Source organism: Bacillus sp. 37MA, from assembly GCF_000372765.1.
GTDB classification, from domain to species: Bacteria; Bacillota; Bacilli; order Bacillales; family Domibacillaceae; genus Domibacillus; species Domibacillus aminovorans.
The window spans coordinates 2,741,884-2,759,843 of record NZ_KB889752.1 but is presented as its reverse complement, the minus strand read 5'-3'; the positions used below and the strand labels follow the sequence as shown (position 1 = coordinate 2,759,843).

Below are 17,960 nucleotides of genomic sequence, written 5' to 3'. Positions count from 1 at the left end.
CTATAATGAAAAGAAAAGAGGGTTTTTAAATATGACGAAAGAAATGAATGTAGAAAGTTTTAACCTTGATCATACGAAAGTAAAAGCACCGTACGTCCGCCTTGCGGGTGTAAAGGAAGGAACGAATGGCGACAAAATTTTAAAGTATGACATCCGTTTTTGCCAGCCGAATAAAGAGCATATGGACATGCCAGCGCTTCATTCACTGGAACATATGATGGCGGAATTCAGCCGCAATCACTCAGACAAAATCGTCGATATTAGTCCAATGGGCTGCCAGACTGGCTACTATATTGCCGTCATCAATCATGATGATTACGAAGACATTTTAACGATTATTGAGAAAACATTAAAAGACGTATTAGAAGCGACTGAAGTACCTGCTTGCAACGAAGTACAGTGCGGTTGGGCGGCGAGTCACAGCCTTGAAGGTGCGAAAGACATTGCACGTAACATGCTTGCAAAACGAAATGAATGGACAGAAGTATTTGCTTAAGGGAGAAATGGACAAGTTGTCCATTTTTTTTTATAAAATCGACCGGTATAAATTGTACGTATAACAATCCTTACGCAAAGAATCTAAGCATTTCTCACAAAGCGGCACTGGCTCACAAACAATATTGCTTTCAAGAAATCCTTCTTCATGCCCATCTTAACGAAAAAGGGATGCAAAAAAATAGATATTCAGATAAAATGAGGAAGTATAAACTGAAACATTATTCCGTTATTTCGTTAAAGCGGGACAAATAAAAATAAGGCAGGTACAGAAGATGAAGACGGCAATTTTGACCGACAGTACGGCTTATCTTCCGAAAGAGCTTCGCGATGAATTGAATATATATATGATCCCGCTCAGCGTGATTTTTGGCGATGATGCTTACCGCGAAGAGTTTGATATAACGACAGAAGAATTTTATGAAAAAGTACGTAAAGGCGGCAAATTGCCAATGACATCACAGCCAGTCATCGGTCACTTTGTCGAAATATATGAGGAGATTGCTCGTGAATACGATGCAGTTGTTGGTATTTATTTATCAAGTGGTATAAGTGGGACGTATCAGTCATCGATGGTTGCGGCCAATATGGTGCAAGGACTTGACATACACTCATTTGACTCTGAAATTAGCTGTGCACCACAAGGTTTTTACGTTTTGCGTGCTGTTGAAATGGCTAAGCAGGGGAAAACACCAGACGAAATTATAGCAAAACTGAATGAAATGAAGCGCTGTACAAGAACGTATTTCATGGTCGACGATTTAAACCACTTGAAGCGAGGCGGCAGACTGACTGGCACACAGGCATTGATTGGTGGCTTGCTGCAAGTGAAACCCATTCTTCATTTTGAAAATAAAGTGATCGTTCCATTTGAAAAAATACGAACAAGCAAAAAAGCGCTGAAACGAATCGGCGACTTATTTGAAGAAGACTATAACAAAGGTGATAAACTGCAGGCGGTCATCATCCACGCTAACCGTGAAGCCGACGCCCGCAACTGGATGATTGATCTGAAAAAACGATTTCCGAACGCTGAATTTGGCATTAGCCATTTCGGTCCCGTCATTGGTACACATCTCGGCGAAAGTGCTCTTGCGATGGGCTGGACAAAAAAATGCATGTAGCATGAGAAGCCCCTCCGGGCGGCCTTTTTGTGTTTGCAAAGACTTGACTAAAATAAAACAGTGTCCCGGCGACCGGGACACTGTTACGTTTATTCAGCTAATAAATCAAGCGTATCTTTTGGCAGGTTATCGTCATCAAGTTTCGATGAAGAGTAGTCTGCTGCTGATGCACTTTTGACGAGGTCGCCAAAGCCTTGTTCTTGCAGCAACAAAATAATTTGTCCCTTGATCGCTATATTATGATCGACTAAATACTTCGTTTTGGAACGAATCATCGCATCAAAAATCGTGCTTCGTTCAATCCCGTTTTCGGCAAATGCATTTTGACTTAACAGCAAATCCATCAATGTCAGCCAGTCATAGTCATTACCGGAGAATACGAGCGACCCGTTAATTTGGTACCAGAGATCACCATTCGAGCGAATCCATTTCGGATGCAAGTTTTCGATACCAGCTTTTAATTCGCGCGCTGTTTTTAAATAGTCAGCGTTGCCTGTCTGCTTATATGTTTCTAGCAAAAATCTCATTTCACCGAGTGCGTGATTAAGAGATACGTGCGTTTTCTTGCTGCCGATTGCGTAATAATCGGAAATTAAATAACTTGTTGGGGTTACTGCAATCGTGTTGCCAAGACTTTTTTGGCTTACTAGAAAGTCTGCATAGCGCAAATTCGCATCTGCAAGCTTTGGTACTGCAAGTGCTTCCGCTGTGTTTTTCAAAAACAAGGCCGCATTTTCGTTATGACGCGTATCAATATAAGGAGCTGTTGTGCCATACGTATTTTTTAGCCACGTACTTGTATATTCAGTTTTGAAAATCGGGCTTTTTCCGGCTGTAATGGCACCATCTGAAAATACATCCAGATCGGCTACTGCATTTACAACTAAGTCACGGAAATAGCGTTCTTTATTTCCATTATACGCTGTTAAATAAATACCGCCTTGCAAACGGCCAATATTTCGGCCATAGCCCATTTTGTATCCCGGTTCGATCGACCAAGGCAGCTTCGTGTATGCGCCATCAGCCGTCAGCCAATTATTAATTTGACTGTATTCGAGAATGGTCCGTTTAAACCAGTCATTTCGGTTTGCCGTACTTGCAAACAATGGTTTTTCAGACACAAGTGCCCACGTTTCTGAGATTGCATTTGACTGAACAGATACATTTTGATGAGCCGTAACAAGCTTGCGCGCTTTATCTGTGTACAAATTATAGCTTTCTCGTTCACTCGAAAGTTCGCGAATAATAGAGCGCTGTCCATTTGCATAATTTGTTTGACGCTGAACAGAAATATAGTTTTTGCCCATCATTACTTCATTTGTCAAAGTCGATCCATTTTTCACCGATAAAATACCGGTCGGGTGTGACGTTTTATCAACACCGAACGTTGAATCATGAGATTGATCAACTGTTCCATGCGACGCGTATTTTGCCAATGAGTAATTGTCAGATTGCGAGAATGGCATAATGACGGAGGCAGAATACGTATTGTTACCATTATGAAGGAACTTCGTGAAAATAAAGGTATCTCCATTATCGAGTTTGCGAAGTGTGACTTGTAATGATCCTAATGGCTTGGACGCATTCCCCATATGGTAGTAGTAATGTGTATCAGTTGATAAAATATGTGAATCAGTCGTCTGTTTATTGTATGTAAGCGGAACACCGCGCGTATTCATGCGCACTTTTACATATTGAGAATTAGTAACAGGAATGACGACTTCCTGATTATCGACAGGCTTCGGAATTTCAACGGGATCCTTTGAGCCGCCCAGTAAATCAAGTATTGACATGAGACGATGAACGAACACAGCTGATTCACCGCGCGTCGCAATTTTTGCCGGCTCAAATTTGTTATCGGCTGTTCCACGAATCAAGCCATAGAACGTCATCCGTTCTACTGCACCATAGGCATACTGTCCGATTTTAGCAGCATCTGTAAAGGTAAGCGGCGCACGTTTCATATAGTCGCCTTTTAGCTGCATTGCCCGGTCGAGCATGGCTGCGACATCTGATCGAGTTACAGGTTCATTTGCTTTAGCCAGGCCATCTGCATTCCCGAGAATAAGCCCAGCTTTTTTTGCGGCGGCGATATCATGATAAAGGCGGCTGCTCGTAGGGACGTCTGGAAACGCTGAAGTACCTGCTGGTAAATCAAGTGCGCGCACAAGATACGCCAAAAATTGGCCTCTCGTAACCTGTTCATACGGGCGGAATGTTCCGTCCTCATATCCTAAAATGACACCCTCGTCCGTTAATGATTCGATTTCTGATTTTGCCCAGTGGTTTGAAACATCACTGAAAGTCTGTGCCGATACTTGTAAAGTAAACGTAAATACAAGTAGGAAAACGACGAGACTTCCTCCAATTTTTCGCATAGTTTCCCCTTTCTTTCTTATAAATATGACAAATTAAATTATAACATACGTAAAATTAGCCTCTATGTTAAATTAAGATGACAATATGACAATCGTTGTCATAAAACCACAAAATAAGTATACTAATAGCGAAAGGACGTGAAATATGACACATGCTTCATTTTTTGCCGGAAGAGAACTCATTGATGAAGAATTCAAGACTCTCCCGGACGAACACATCGCCACCCGTCCCGCTATTCACTTTGATGGCGGACAGCCGCGCTGCAATCGCTGCAACAATACGACGAACTTCGCCTCTCATCCTTGTGCCCGGTGCGGCAACATATGTACATATTGCCGCAATTGCATCGAAATGGGCAAAATCTCATCATGCACAACCCTCTATACGTGGATCGGTCCACCGCCTGAACATCACGAAAACGCAGGAACGTTGCATTGGACAGGCACTCTTTCTGCCGGTCAAAAGACTGCATCTAGTAACGTTGAACGTGCCATATGCCATTCAAGCGAACATCTCGTATGGGCGGTAGCGGGGGCCGGCAAAACAGAAGTATTATTTCAAGGAATCGCATCAGCCCTCTCTGTCGGCAAACGCGTTTGCATTGCTGCGCCGAGATCCGACGTCGTGCGCGAATTCGCACCGCGTCTCACGACTGTTTTCCCAGATACACCGCCTGCCGTCTTATATGGTGGCAGCCCCGACCGCAACACGTACAGCCCGCTCGTCATTGCGACTACCCACCAACTATACCGCTATTATCATGCATTCGATGTCTTAATTGTTGATGAAGTCGATGCCTATCCGTACACATTTGATCGATCGTTGCAATTTGCTGTTCAAAAAGCAAGAAAACCTGAATCGGCCCTTATTTATTTAACAGCAACCCCACATGCAGAATGGCAGTCCGAAGTAAAAAAGGGCAAACGCGAGGCGACACTTATTCCGGCCCGCTATCATCGTCATCCGCTCCCGGTGCCAAAAACAGAATGGTGCGGCAACTGGAAAAAAACCAATGTACCGAAGAACGTTCTTTTATGGGTAAAAGCGAAAGTAGAAGAGGGACAGCGCCTGCTTATTTTTTATCCGCATATTGACACGATGGAGAAAGCATTGCCGCTTTTTAAAGAAATCGATTTGCGCATTGAAAGTGTCCATGCGGCTGATCCGCTTCGAAAAGAAAAAGTCGCAGCGATGCGCCGACAGGAAATTCCGGTTTTGCTATCGACAACGATTCTTGAGCGCGGCGTAACATTTCCAGGTATTGATGTCGCCGTGATTGGTGCAGAAGATGCGGTCTTTACTGAAAGTGCGCTCGTTCAACTTGCAGGGCGAGCCGGACGCAGCGCTGATTATCCAACGGGTGAGATCCTCTTTTTTCATTACGGAAAAACGGATGCGATGATGAAAGCGATCCGGCAAATCAATGAGATGAACAGACTTGGAATCGAAAGGGGACTCATTGATAGATGAAGTTGTGTCTACTTTGCGAAAATGAGACGGAAATTGAATCTTGGCTCCCTTTTTTTGGAGCAAAAGCCCCTCGCCTTTGCCCGAAGTGTTTGGAGAAACTAGTGAAAATAACCGGTCCATCATGTCGCCTATGTTCGCGGCCAATGGAGGAGACCGGCATTTGTTCGGATTGTGAAGGGTGGGGGGAGAGTGCATTTGTGAGCAATCAATCACTTTATGTATACAATGAAGCGATGCAGTCAATCATTGCTCGGTTTAAGTATCGCGGTGATTATGTGCTTGCGTCTATTTTTGCGGATGATGTGCGGCGGATGACATTAGCGGCGGCGTGTGATCTGATCTGCGCGGTACCTTTACCACCGACGAGACTTGCGGAACGCCGATTTAATCAATCAGAAGCGCTCATTGAAGCGGCTGGTCTTGCGCACGTTTCGCTCATTAGCCGATCAGAATCGGATAAGCAGTCAAAAAAGTCGCGGATGGAGCGGATGAATGCGACTCAGACGTTTTATCCGATTGGCGATGCAGCCGGGAAATCGGTGCTCGTTATTGATGATATTTATACGACAGGCGCGACGATCCGGCTTGTTGCAAAAGCACTGATGGAAGCGGGGGCATCGTCGGTCAAATCGATTACGATCGCTCGAAGCGGTTCTTGACAATTTCGTCGTTCCCCATGAAAATAGAACTAATTGACAGGAACAAGAGGTGAATGGCATGAATGAGGTCGTTGATTGCCCCAGGTGCGGAGATTTATATATAAAAAATGCATTTCGTGAAGTATGTCCGAAATGCTCGCGCGCAGAAGAAGAATTGTACCAGGAAGTATATGCGTTTTTACGAAAAAGAGAAAACCGTGCCGCGACGATAGAACGGATTGTAGAAGTGTCCGGTGCAACGGAAGAAATGATTTACCGGTGGGTCAAAAAAGGTCGTCTTCAAGCTGCTCAATTTCCAAACCTAGGTTACCCGTGCGACCGCTGCGGCGCGATTATTCAAAAAGGCAAGCTATGCGCAAAATGCATCACCGAAATTGATCAAGAACTGAAACTCCACGACCGGGAACAAGAGTTTAGCCGTACGAAACAAGAACTGCAACAGCAAACGTACCAGCAAACGTACCATACGAAAAAAGACTAAAACCCGCCAGACAGCGGGTTTTTGCTGTTGGCAGGAGGTGGTTGTGCGTAGATGTGGTGAAATAGGTACGTTACTCCGTGAATGTGTGCGATTATGCCGAAATAGGTTCGACATTCTATGATTGTGAGCGAATCTATAAAAATAGGTGTGAATCTTTATCTTAGATAGTAAATGGAAAAACGGTTTCTTTTCCTTCAAAGCCATCTGCCAAATGTCCTTCTGCAAAACCACGAAAAATTCCTCATTAAACAATTACACGAACTTGCCGATATAAGGAGCACCATATACAAATTAGAAAGCGGGGATACGAGATGAAAATTAATCAAACACCCGGCATTCATGGGATTAATCCGTATCAGAAGCAGCTGAAAAAAACGGACGAGGCGAAAACCGTCAGCGCAGCGGCGAGAGACAAACTAGAAATTTCAAAAGCAGCCAAAGAGATGCAAGGCTCCACACGAATACTAGCTGAACGCCGCGAAAAAATCGCGTTTCTGAAAGAGCAAGTCGCAAATGGCACATATAAAACGGATGCCCAAGCGACCGCAAAAGCGATGCTCAACTTTTACGGAAAACAGTAACCGGATCGCCCAGGATACCATTCCGGGCGATCTTTCTTTATGTATACCAATAAGAAAGGAGATACGGATATGAAAATTCAGTCTGACCGCACCGCTTTGCCGCAAGTGCCGTCTTCAACTACTTCGGTTCAAGGAGAAAGTGCTGCACCGACAGCAGAGATAGCCCATTCAAATAGAACAAATACACCGAATACAACAAAGCAGCCCCCAGAAGTAGCCGCATTCTCAGAACGGGGCATGACGCTCACGAAAGAAGCGACGCAAGCTGTCAACACGTTTATGGAAACGGCACTCGGTACCGAGACGGAGAAATTGGCGACTGTTAAAGCGCTCGCTGAAAAAGGGATCGTGCCTAATGAATCGAAGCTAAAAGCGGTTCACGCCGCACTCACTGGCGTGCCGTTTGGCAAAGAAGCAGCGGAATGGCTGAAACAATCCGGTATTCCTTTTCCAGAAAATACACGCGCATCGATTGAAAAAGCACTCCAGCTTGGCCGGACGCAAGAAGCGATTCATTTAATTAAAAATATGACCGCTGAAGTGACACCAATCCAATCAAAAGAACTGGTTAAAGCGATTGAGGCGCTAATGAAACAACAGGCACCAGCGCTTCAATCAGATTCAGTTGCCGTAAAAGAACTGGTCAAAGCGATTGAAACGCTAGTAAAACAGCAGATGCCCGCAATCCAATTTGATTCAACTACAGCAAAAGAACTGGTCAAAGCGATTGAATCGCTAGTGAAACAACAAACGCCAGCAGCTCAGTCCGAATTGATTGCCGCGAAAGAATGGACGAAAGCGGTCGAATTATTAATCAAACAATTAACTTCAACGTCTCAGCTATCGGCAGCAGACACAGTGACAGAAACGGAGAAACTGTTGAATACGGCTAAAAGTAAACTAGAAGGCGCTGTTCAAACACTATTAAAACAGTACCCAGACAATCCGTTGTTAATAGAACTTAGCCAAAAACTGCAGAGCGGGGAACCGATCCAAAATATCGTGAAAGCTATCCGGTCCTTGTTTACGGGAGATCGGACAGCTGTTTTTAAACCACTTACTGAAGCGTTTCACTTAGCGGAAATGGCTAACACGAAAATGGCCGCCGCTTTGCCGGCCTCTAGCATCGTTATTCCGGAAACGGATCAAATTGAACCAGGACCTGCTCAAAAAGCAGCACAAATGATTCAAAAAGAGCCGTCATTTGAACGTGTTCTATCCTATATAAAAGAGACGATGCCAGAATTGAAGCGATCGCTTGAAAAAGCAGAAGTCCTTTTTGCTTCGGGCAAAGAAATGGCTGCACGGGGCGAGCTTATGAAAGAGATAGAACCGCTTATCCCGCCGCCAGTTAAACAGACAGCACTGGTTGTTCCAGATGAATTATTCGCGCACGTATCACCCGCAGCAAAAGATGTGCTCGTCACGCGAATTACCGAAAAAATGTCACAGTCCGCGATCGATTTCAAGCAGTTCAAGCGGGACATTACACGCAATTTGCAGACGACGGAACTGTTAATGGCGCAAAAAGCATCACAGCAGGCGAAGCCAGTTATCGAAACAGCGATTAAAACGCTCGATCAGGCCATTTTAAAGAGCGACTTTATGCTGTACACGGATATGAAAACGGAAAAGCAGCTTATGCAGGCATCCAGTCAGCTGGCAGAAGCACGCAAACTGCTCGCAAAAGGGGAAATACAGCAAGCGGCCCGCATTACGGCAGAAGTAAAAGCGCTGATTGAAAAAGTAACATTTAAACCGACCGATGCCCGCGTCATGCATATGATCACACAGGAAACAGCAGACACGGCACCACGCGTTCTGGCGGGTGCGATGGCAGGATTATATGAAACACCGACGGCCCGTCCCGCATTTGAGCTCGTTCGCGCAGCCGGATTTAATTACGAACACGAGCAGGCAGCTGCGCTTGTCTCGAGAGAAAAAGCAGACATGCCTCCATCTGTTAAGCAAGCCCTTTTAAGTCAGATGCATCAGCAAGCGGCAGACGGAAAACCAGAACAGATGACGACGACGTTAACCGGCCAGCAGCTGTTAAGCAAAGCAGATCCCGGACTGCAGTCGATGATGATGTCATTGCCGTTTTTACTCGGCGGCCAGTCTGAAAACGTGAACGTCTTTATCCGGTCCAAAAACGGCGGCGATCAAGTGGATTGGGAAAATTGCTCCGTCTACTTTTTATTCGATACGAAAAAATTAGGACCGGTCGGCATTACGATATCGTCAGCTGACAAAAACTTGTCTATTAAAGTACAAAATGATAAACCGGATTTTCAGCAAAAAATGGAGCCGCTCACGGTCGTTTTAAAAGAGCGGCTGGCGGACATCGGCTATCGTGTTGGTTCCGTTCAGTTTAGTGAATTTCAAGCGAAAGAACAGGAAGCAACGACGACAAAACAAGAGAAAACTTCAACGGCGAAAGGGTTTGATTTCACGATATGAGCTACTACAACCAGATTAACCGCCGCAAACTGAACGGCCCATCTGCCGCTGTGATTCGCTATGAAGAAGGAAATGCACCGACCGTCGTTGCGCAGGGGAAAGGTGCGCTGGCGGCCAAAATTCTTGAACTCGCAAATCAGCACGGGATCCCGATGGAACAAGACGCATCCTTATTGTCTGAACTGCTCGACATCGACCTTGGCGACTCCATTCCTCCGCAATTGTATTCAGTCATCGCCGAAATGTTGATTTTAATTGAAGAAATGGATTCCACATATTAAACTTTGTCGTATTTTGCCGATACAACTAAATGAGGTGGGAAAACGATGGAATGGATCACAAAAGAAATAGTTTACCAGAAAACGCCGCAGCAACTGACGGCTTTATTATATGAAGCGGGGCTGGAACAATTTACAAAAGCAGCCCGGTACATACATCAAGAAAACTTTCTTGAAGCGAACCGCTCGATGCAAAAAATTAATGATATATTAGAACGACTTGGCGCAGGACTGAGCTACGAAGCGGGCATCATCGCTGATCAGCTGGACCAGGTGTATAACTTCATCGCCGACACCGTCGTGCAGGCTAATATCGAAAAGGACACCGTAAAGCTTCGTGACGCAGAACGGCTATTTCAAACGCTGTCTGACGCCTGGAACGAAGCATTAAAAACCGCACCGGTGAGACCCGTTAAACGTAAACAAAATGTGTACGAACAAAACGTCTTCATCGAAGAGCAGCCGACAAATACACTCGAAACGGGGAAATAACCGATGAGAATAAACCATAACATTCAAGCGCTAAACGCATACCGAAACTTGAACAATACGAGCAATGCCACATCAAAGAGTCTTGAAAAACTATCATCCGGTCTTCGTATTAACCGTGCTGCAGATGATGCAGCGGGGCTTGCGATCTCTGAAAAGATGCGTTCTCAAGTGCGTGGATTGGGAATGGCTGAACGCAACTCGCTCGATGCGATTTCACTTATTCAAACAGCAGAAGGAGCACTTTCATCGACGCATGAAATTTTGCAGCGTATGCGTGAACTTTCGGTACAGTCAGCAAATGATACACTAGAAGCATCTGACCGAGATTCCATTAAAGCGGAGATAGATGAGTTAATACAAGAAATTGATCGTATTGCGAGTACAACACAATTTAATAATAAAGAACTATTAGATGGAAGCGAAACGACAGGTTTTGATTTTCAAATAGGTGCGAATGAAGGTCAAATGTTAAACTTGACGATCGCTAAAATGACGTCCACAGATCTTGGGGTAAATTCAATTGATGTGAGTACACATGCAGCGGCTTCGAGTTCGATCGACTTAATCGACATTGCGATCGCAAAAGTTTCATCGGAACGCAGTAATCTTGGGGCGATTCAAAACCGTCTTGAACATACAGTAACGAACTTACAGACAGCGAATGAAAACTTAACGGCAGCTGAGTCACGTATCCGCGACCTTGATATGGCGAAAGAAATGACGCAGTTTACGCGGAATAACATTTTGAATCAGGCTGGTCAGGCAATGCTCGCTCAGGCGAATCAGCTTCCGCAAGGCATTCTTCAGCTTCTTCAATAATATTTGAGGTGAACGGCAATGGAAGTGAATCGAGTAGGCAAAACCGTACTCAACCGGACGGAACGTAAAGAAGAAACAGCAAAAGCATCGGTGTCATTCACCGATGTTATTTCAAATAAACGTCAAAATGTGGCGCTTGAAAAAATGACCGGCATGATGAAAGAGATTGAAACGCAAGGTGAAAAGTTAGCCGAGCACCGGACAATTGATGACTTGCGTAAATATAAAAAAATGGTCAAAGAATTTATGGAAGAAGCGGTCAATAGCGGCCTCCAATTAGAAGAACAGCGTGGGTTTAACCGGCGTGGCCGGACGAAAGTGTACAAAATCGTTAAAGAAGTCGACAGCCGCCTGACACAGCTTGCAAACGAGGTCATCAACAAAGAAAAATCACATCTTGATATTTTGAATAAAGTGGGCGAAATTCAAGGACTGCTCATTAACATATATACGTAGGGAGGCTTCCTTGTCATGCTTGTAGACACGCTCGAAAAACAGCTGGTGCTTCATAAAAGTCTTCTGCAGTTGGCACAGTTAAAAACCGATGCCGTTAAAAAAGGCGACATAGATGAGTTAAATCGGATTGTCCGGGAAGAACAGAAGCATGTCGGCGCTATTACGATTTTAGAAAAGCGGCGCGCGAGTGAATCGGATGAAACAGTCAGCGAGTTGCTGCCATCATTGCCGCAAGAGGAACAAGTTCATGCAGAAGCGGTGCGCGATGAACTGATTGATGTGCTGTCACAGTTAAAAGAGGTAAACGAGCTGAATGTTCAGCTTGTCGAGCAGTCACTTCAATTTGTACACTTGCAACTCGATTTGCTGTCACCGGCTGATTCTGGCACGTATGCAGCGGACGGAGACAATGAAGGCCCTGCATCGGGACCTTTATTTGATTCGAAAGCATAAGAAAGGGGGAACAACATGAGATCAACATTTATGGGACTCGAAGTCGCCAAACGCGGTATGTTTACACAGCAAAGTGCTCTGTACGTCACTGGTCATAATATTTCCAATGCGAACACACCGGGCTTTTCACGGCAACGTATCAACTTTCAAACGACAACGCCGTATCCTGCTGTCGGCTTAAACCGTCCCAACATCCCTGGTCAAATGGGGACGGGCGTAGAAGCAGGATCTGTTCAACGCATTCGGGATTCGTTTCTCGACGTACAGTACCGGACGGAAAATACGAAGCTTGGCTATTGGAGTGCCCGTGCGGATGCATTGACAAAAGTAGAAGACATCATGAATGAACCGACAGAAGAAGGATTAGCAGCGACGATGACAGAGCTATGGCAGTCACTTGAAGATTTGGCCAGCTCTTCTGAAAACGAAGGCGCACGCGGTGTTGTGCTCGAACGTTTACAATCGGTTACGGACACATTTAACTATATGTCTGATTCATTAACGGCTGTGAAAAAAGACTTTGGCAACCAAATCGGTGTCACGCTTAGTGCGGCGAACTCGGTTATTCAAAAACTGTTTGATGTGAATGTACAAATTAGCGAGGTCGAACCGAATGGCTACCTCCCGAATGATTTGTACGATGAACGGGATCGTCTTGTGGATGAATTGTCTCAATATATGAATATATCGATTGAGACAGAAGAAAGCGGCGGCAATGACTCGCCGATTGCAGAAGGTATTTTTAAAATTAGCATAGTCGACACAGCTGGAAACAAAACCGAAATTATCAATAAAACGGAATATAAGCAGTTCAGTTTTAGCGCAAGCCTGCCGGTCACAACCGATGTTCCGGCCAACAGCAACCGCATTGACGAGATGCATCTCGTCGCGTATGACAAAAGTGATACGGCCGGAGCAGTCACACCTATTTCGCTTATTGACAGCAACGGTGCTGTTTCGTTTTCTCAAGGCGAAATTCGCGGCTTAATTGAAGCGTACGGCTATAAAGGAAATAAAGATACGGACGGCGATGCGACGACGCTTGAAGAGGCGACGGTCGGCACGTTTCAAAATATGATTGACGAACTGGACAAGTTAGCCTACTCATTAAAAGAATTGTTTAATGGCATTCATAAATTAGGGTATGATGCGGAAGGAAATGCGGGAAAAGATATTTTTGAGACGGACACGCCGGCAGCTGGATTGCCTGTTTATGCTGGCGCAGCTGGGTCCATTCGCATTTCTGCGATCACCTCAAAAGAAATCGCGGCGTCTGCCGTCCCAAAAAACGCCGATGGTTCGGTGAATATTGGAGATGGCAAAAACGCGTTGAACCTTGCGAATATCGGCAATCATCTGCTGAATCCAGGAAATGTGATTGAGTTGCTTGGGACAACGAATACGTACACGATCCCGACCGATTTGCCGATTAAAACAGGCTCACTCAATTCCTTTTATGAAGGCGTGATCGGAAGGCTCGGTGTAGACTCACAGCAGGCGAGCCGGATGGAACGAAACGTAAATGTTTTACTTGGGGCTGTTCAGACGAACCGGGATTCGGTTTCTTCTGTATCGCTTGATGAAGAAATGACCAATTTGATTAAGTTTCAGCACGCCTATAATGGTGCGGCACGGATGATTACCATTGTAGATGAGGTGCTTGATAAAATTATTAACGGCATGGGCGTAGCCGGCCGTTAAACGAAGGAGCTGAGAGCATGCGCGTAACGCAATCGATGCTGTCATCGAACATGATGAAAAACTTAACTGCGAGTCTCGCACGGCTTGATACATTAAACACGCAAGTCGGCAGTCAGAAGAAAATTACCCGTCCATCTGATGACCCTGTTGTCGCGATGAAAGGGATGACGTACCGCCGGAGTTTGGCAGAAGTCGAACAATATCAGCGGAATTTTAACGAAGCGTATAACTGGGTCGAAAATTCCGACTCCGCGCTTGATAAAGCAAAACTCGCGCTTGACCGCATACGCGAGCTCGTCGTGCAAACGTCCAATGACACGTACGATAGCGAACAGCGGGAAGCGGCAAAAGCTGAAGTGGCACAGCTGAAAGAACATTTAGTGGAAATTGCCAACACGAAGTTCGGCGAAAAATATTTGTTCAACGGATCTGCGACAGCGACAAAGCCTGTCAGCGTAACAGCTGCTGGCACAACGGTTTCTGATAACGCAGGGAAAATGGAATTAGAACTGTCAAAAGGTGTCTACATTCAAGTAAATATTAGCCCTGGCGAAGCATTTTCTGAAGATCTTTTTTCAACGGTAGATGAAGTTGTCACGGCGCTAGGTGACGGATCAACGGGTGCGCAGTTGAGCGGCCTTCTTGATAAACTGGATTCACGTATTGCAGATAACTCGACAGCTCGTGCCAAAATTGGAGCTCGCTTTAACCGGATTGAACTAATGGAATCCCGCATGGCGGAGCAGGCCGTCATCGCTTCACGTATTCTATCCGAAAATGAAGACGTAGATTTTGAGAAAGTCGTCACAGAGCTGACGGTGCAGGAAACGGTTCATAAAGCGGCCCTATCTGTCGGTTCCCGCATTATTCAGCCAACATTGATGGATTATCTCCGTTAAAAGGAGCGTTCGCAGATGAACATTTCAATGGTTCAAATCCATACAACGAAGGCGCAGCTCGGCATGACCACGACGCCGAGCCGCTTGTCGATAGAGCAGCCACAGGCGACGGTTGATATTCGTCAGCCGAAAGCAGAAATGAACATTACCACGACACCGGGCAAACTATCGATTGATCAAACGCAGGCATGGGCCGATATGGACCGGAAGCATATTTTTCAGCGCATTAAAGAAGCGGCGTCAGAAGGCAGACAAAAAGCGCTTGAAGGCACCGGCCGCCGGGCTGCAGAAGGCCGCGAACTCGCCGATATTCATAAAGGCGGCAATGCGATCGCCATGCAGGCGGCTAGAAGCAGCACCCGCAACTACGAAACCGGCCTCGCGTGGGTGCCGTCGCACGGAAGTGTTAAGATCAACTACGAGCCGGGTGACGTTCGAATTGATGCACAGGCCCGGCCAGTTGAAAATCATACGCGTGCGAACAAACCGATTATCAATTATCAGCCCGGCAGTGTGAAGGTACAACTGAAGCAATACCCGTCCATTGATTTTCAAGTTGTCAATAAAACGATTTAAAGGATGATAAAGTGTGAAGATTCAAACGAAATACCACGGGGAAAAAGAGCTGCAGGAAGCGGATGTGTTACGATTTGCGAATGGATTGCCCGGCTTTGAAGACGAGAAACAATTCGTTTTGCTCGCTTTCCCGGGAAATACTGTTTTTTATGCGCTTCAATCTATCACTACACCGGAACTGAGCTTTGTCGTTACCGATCCATTTTCGTTTTTCCTGGACTACCAAATTAAAATCGACGACACTTCACTCACAGCACTCGCGATTGAAAAAGAAGAAGACGTTACCCTTTTAACCATCCTGACTGTACGAGATCCATTTGAACATACTACCGCCAACTTGCAGGCGCCTATCGTTATCAACAAACAAAACCAGACCGGACGCCAAGTCATCTTAACGGGCACAGCGTACGAAACGCGCCACGCCTTGTTTCTAAGCGGCGCCGTGAAGGAGGGATAAGCGATGCTCGTTCTTACCCGTAAACCTGGCGAAGCCCTCATGATTGGAGACGACATCGAAATTACCATCGTCTCCGTCTCTGGTGACCAAGTCAAAATCGGCATCGACGCGCCTAAACACGTCGACATCCACCGAAAAGAAATCTACCTCCAAATCGGCGACGAAAACAAATCCGCCTCAGCCGGCATCGAAAACCTCGCCGGACTGCTCAAACTCCCACCGAAATAAGATCGGATGGGAGTTTTTTATATGAAATGATATAAATGTGAGCGAATCTGGTGAAATAGGTGCGGATCTTAGCTATTGTGTGCGAATCTGTGAAAATAGGTGTGAATCTCAATTGTTGTGAGTGGACTTTTCGGAATAGATTCTAATCTAGCCCATATAATAGATAAAGAACTTTGAAAGAAAGGAGAATCTATATGAGGATCCAACATAACACGATGGCGATAAACGCGCATCGTATGTACAATTCAGCGTTAAAGCAACAAGCAACCGCGATGGAGCGGCTCTCATCCGGTCTGCGAATTAACCGCGCCGTTGACGATTCGGCTGGCCTTGCTATTTCAGAAAAAATGCGCGCGCAAATTCGAGGGCTGAACCAAGCATCCCGCAACGCGCAGGACGCAATTTCCATGATCCAGACCGGAGAAGGCGCGCTGAACGAAACACACGCGATCCTCCAGAAAATGCGCGAACTCTCCGTCCAAGCCGCAAGCGACACAAACACCGCCACCGACCGTCAAGCCATTCAAAAGGAAATCAATCAGCTCACCGAAGAAATTACCCGCATCGGCAACACGACCCAGTTCAATACGATGAACCTGCTCGATGGTTCAAAACCATCGTTTACCATCCAAGTAGGAGCGAACGCCGGCCAGACGATGACCATTGAAATGGCCGATATGCGCGCCCGCGCACTCGGCATCACATCCGCCCACGGGCCGATCAACGTTACAACGACATCCGGCGCATCAGCCGCCATCACCATTTTTGACGACGCGATCAAAAAAGTCTCATCACAAAGATCTCAATTCGGCGCCTACAGCAGCCGGCTCGAACACACCATCAACAACTTAAACACCGCAGACGAAAACCTCACCGCAGCCGAATCAAGAATTAGAGACGCCGACATGGCGAAAGAAACGATGAACCAAGTCAAAGCGTCCATCCTTGCCGAAGTCTCCATGGCCATGATGGTACAAGCCAATCAAGCACCGCAAAGTGTTTTACAGTTGCTAAGATAAGAGTGACTTGTGAGCGAACTCCTCAAGTAATCGGGAATCAAACAAAAATATCCCGTTCACGATTATGTGAACGGGATATTTTTATGTAAACAGCAAATCACCCGATTGGACTTCCGTTTTCGTAATTTGCGACAAACCTAGCTTCAATTAGCTATTTGCGATCAACTTCATATCATCTAGGTCAATAATAAAACCACCTGTTTTTAATAAATCAAGGCCAACTAAGCCGTTGATTGGAAACCCATCCAAGTTTCCAAAATCAATATCTACATGGTGAAACTCTTTATTTGCAAGTTTAACAAAAGATATTTTCTTTGAGAAACAGAATTCTTCACCGCCAATTCCAATACTGTTCACAAGGTGATCACCTGGTTCAAAATAGATCCCGATATCAGAGACTTCATCAATGACGATAATAGAATGAGCTGCACCCGTATCAACCACAACACGATCAATTATTTTCCTTTTTCCATTAAACTCTATTTCAATAGACGTCAAAAGAAGACCTTCATCATAGAAAAGAATCATCGAGTAATTCCTCTTAAAGCAGAGGGTTTTCGCACGTCAATAACAAATGTTTCATTGCTAGTATGATACACAACGGTATTGCCTTTTGAACGCAGAAGTTCACTCGTCGCTTCTTGAGCGCTATCAATCGGCCGAATGAGTGCCACTTCATCCACGATTTTACGGCTATCCACAAGATGAGAATCAAGAATCGACAACAATACGTACTGATCCGGATAAATTTCGCGTACTTCCTGCCACTTCATTTTCAGTTCCCCCTAAATTGTTAAATACATAAAAAGGACTGTAGAAGAATCGTTGAATAATTGACTTGAGATGCACTGTTTTAATGTGCTCGTATTTATATTGATTATACAACATCGTGAAGTAGGATACTTATCAGAGGGAAAATCATTCGGACAAAAC

The 17,960-nt window shown here is 45.4% G+C and carries 21 protein-coding genes and 1 pseudogene; 19 read left to right on the top strand and 3 right to left on the bottom strand.

What is annotated here, in order from left to right:
* Positions 1-31 precede the first annotated feature (31 nt).
* Complete coding sequence (locus A3M5_RS0115340) at positions 32-496, top strand: S-ribosylhomocysteine lyase (RefSeq protein ID WP_018394663.1); 465 nt, start codon at positions 32-34, stop codon at positions 494-496.
* 274 nt (positions 497-770) lie between these two features.
* Positions 771-1,619, top strand: coding sequence for a DegV family protein (locus A3M5_RS0115335; protein ID WP_018394662.1), 849 nt, complete (start codon positions 771-773; stop codon positions 1,617-1,619).
* A gap of 89 nt (positions 1,620-1,708) precedes the next feature.
* On the opposite strand, the gene A3M5_RS0115330 is transcribed toward A3M5_RS0115335, so the two are convergent.
* Positions 1,709-3,997, bottom strand: coding sequence for an S-layer homology domain-containing protein (locus A3M5_RS0115330; protein WP_018394661.1), 2,289 nt, complete (start codon positions 3,995-3,997; stop codon positions 1,709-1,711).
* A gap of 145 nt (positions 3,998-4,142) precedes the next feature.
* On the opposite strand from A3M5_RS0115330, the gene A3M5_RS0115325 reads away from it, so the two are divergent.
* The 17 genes and pseudogenes from A3M5_RS0115325 (at position 4,143) to A3M5_RS0115250 (ending at position 17,027) form a co-directional block, all read left to right on the top strand.
* The gene (locus A3M5_RS0115325) at positions 4,143-5,468 is read left to right on the top strand and encodes an ATP-dependent helicase ComFA (protein ID WP_018394660.1); all 1,326 of its coding nucleotides are present in this window, start codon (positions 4,143-4,145) and stop codon (positions 5,466-5,468) included.
* Positions 5,465-5,629, top strand: a pseudogene (locus A3M5_RS26670) (double zinc ribbon domain-containing protein); the annotation flags it as partial. The gene A3M5_RS0115325 and the pseudogene A3M5_RS26670, both read left to right, overlap by 4 nt.
* A 36-nt stretch (positions 5,630-5,665) precedes the next feature.
* Positions 5,666-6,127: a ComF family protein gene (locus A3M5_RS23115; RefSeq protein ID WP_018394659.1), complete on the top strand. Its 462-nt coding sequence runs from the start codon at positions 5,666-5,668 to the stop codon at positions 6,125-6,127.
* A gap of 58 nt (positions 6,128-6,185) precedes the next feature.
* Complete coding sequence (locus A3M5_RS0115315) at positions 6,186-6,608, top strand: TIGR03826 family flagellar region protein (RefSeq protein WP_018394658.1); 423 nt, start codon at positions 6,186-6,188, stop codon at positions 6,606-6,608.
* Positions 6,609-6,919: 311 nt separating this feature from the next.
* Entirely contained in the window at positions 6,920-7,189 is a 270-nt protein-coding gene (gene flgM / locus A3M5_RS0115310; protein ID WP_018394657.1) for a flagellar biosynthesis anti-sigma factor FlgM, read from the top strand.
* A gap of 69 nt (positions 7,190-7,258) precedes the next feature.
* Positions 7,259-9,649, top strand: a complete 2,391-nt coding sequence (locus A3M5_RS23845; protein WP_018394656.1) for a hypothetical protein — start codon at positions 7,259-7,261, stop codon at positions 9,647-9,649.
* Complete coding sequence (locus A3M5_RS0115300) at positions 9,646-9,930, top strand: EscU/YscU/HrcU family type III secretion system export apparatus switch protein (RefSeq protein WP_018394655.1); 285 nt, start codon at positions 9,646-9,648, stop codon at positions 9,928-9,930. The genes A3M5_RS23845 and A3M5_RS0115300 overlap by 4 nt, the downstream gene beginning before the upstream one ends.
* 45 nt (positions 9,931-9,975) lie before the next feature.
* A complete protein-coding gene (fliS, locus tag A3M5_RS0115295; RefSeq protein WP_018394654.1) occupies positions 9,976-10,419 on the top strand; it encodes a flagellar export chaperone FliS in 444 nt (147 codons plus the stop codon).
* Between the two features lie 3 nt (positions 10,420-10,422).
* On the top strand, positions 10,423-11,238 hold the full coding sequence (locus A3M5_RS0115290) for a flagellin N-terminal helical domain-containing protein (protein ID WP_018394653.1): 816 nt from the start codon (positions 10,423-10,425) through the stop codon (positions 11,236-11,238).
* Positions 11,239-11,256: 18 nt separating this feature from the next.
* Positions 11,257-11,694 (top strand): YaaR family protein, encoded by a 438-nt coding sequence (locus tag A3M5_RS0115285; protein WP_018394652.1) that lies wholly within the window; start codon positions 11,257-11,259, stop codon positions 11,692-11,694.
* Positions 11,695-11,709: 15 nt separating this feature from the next.
* Entirely contained in the window at positions 11,710-12,147 is a 438-nt protein-coding gene (locus A3M5_RS0115280; RefSeq protein WP_018394651.1) for a flagellar protein FlgN, read from the top strand.
* A 15-nt stretch (positions 12,148-12,162) separates the two neighbouring features.
* Positions 12,163-13,848, top strand: a complete 1,686-nt coding sequence (gene flgK / locus A3M5_RS0115275) for a flagellar hook-associated protein FlgK (RefSeq protein WP_018394650.1) — start codon at positions 12,163-12,165, stop codon at positions 13,846-13,848.
* Between the two features lie 17 nt (positions 13,849-13,865).
* Positions 13,866-14,747, top strand: coding sequence for a flagellar hook-associated protein FlgL (gene flgL, locus A3M5_RS0115270; RefSeq protein WP_018394649.1), 882 nt, complete (start codon positions 13,866-13,868; stop codon positions 14,745-14,747).
* A gap of 15 nt (positions 14,748-14,762) precedes the next feature.
* The gene (locus A3M5_RS0115265; RefSeq protein WP_018394648.1) at positions 14,763-15,323 is read left to right on the top strand and encodes a DUF6470 family protein; all 561 of its coding nucleotides are present in this window, start codon (positions 14,763-14,765) and stop codon (positions 15,321-15,323) included.
* A gap of 13 nt (positions 15,324-15,336) precedes the next feature.
* Positions 15,337-15,780, top strand: a complete 444-nt coding sequence (gene fliW, locus A3M5_RS0115260; RefSeq protein WP_018394647.1) for a flagellar assembly protein FliW — start codon at positions 15,337-15,339, stop codon at positions 15,778-15,780.
* Between the two features lie 3 nt (positions 15,781-15,783).
* Positions 15,784-16,008, top strand: coding sequence for a carbon storage regulator CsrA (gene csrA / locus A3M5_RS0115255; RefSeq protein WP_018394646.1), 225 nt, complete (start codon positions 15,784-15,786; stop codon positions 16,006-16,008).
* A 194-nt stretch (positions 16,009-16,202) separates the two neighbouring features.
* Positions 16,203-17,027: a flagellin N-terminal helical domain-containing protein gene (locus A3M5_RS0115250; RefSeq protein ID WP_018394645.1), complete on the top strand. Its 825-nt coding sequence runs from the start codon at positions 16,203-16,205 to the stop codon at positions 17,025-17,027.
* 147 nt (positions 17,028-17,174) lie between these two features.
* On the opposite strand, the gene A3M5_RS0115245 is transcribed toward A3M5_RS0115250, so the two are convergent.
* Together A3M5_RS0115245 and A3M5_RS0115240 are read right to left on the bottom strand one after the other, a co-directional pair.
* Complete coding sequence (locus tag A3M5_RS0115245; protein ID WP_018394644.1) at positions 17,175-17,555, bottom strand: retropepsin-like aspartic protease; 381 nt, start codon at positions 17,553-17,555, stop codon at positions 17,175-17,177.
* Positions 17,552-17,800: a hypothetical protein gene (locus tag A3M5_RS0115240; RefSeq protein ID WP_018394643.1), complete on the bottom strand. Its 249-nt coding sequence runs from the start codon at positions 17,798-17,800 to the stop codon at positions 17,552-17,554. Before A3M5_RS0115240 ends, A3M5_RS0115245 begins: the two co-directional genes overlap by 4 nt.
* Positions 17,801-17,960: the final 160 nt, after the last annotated feature.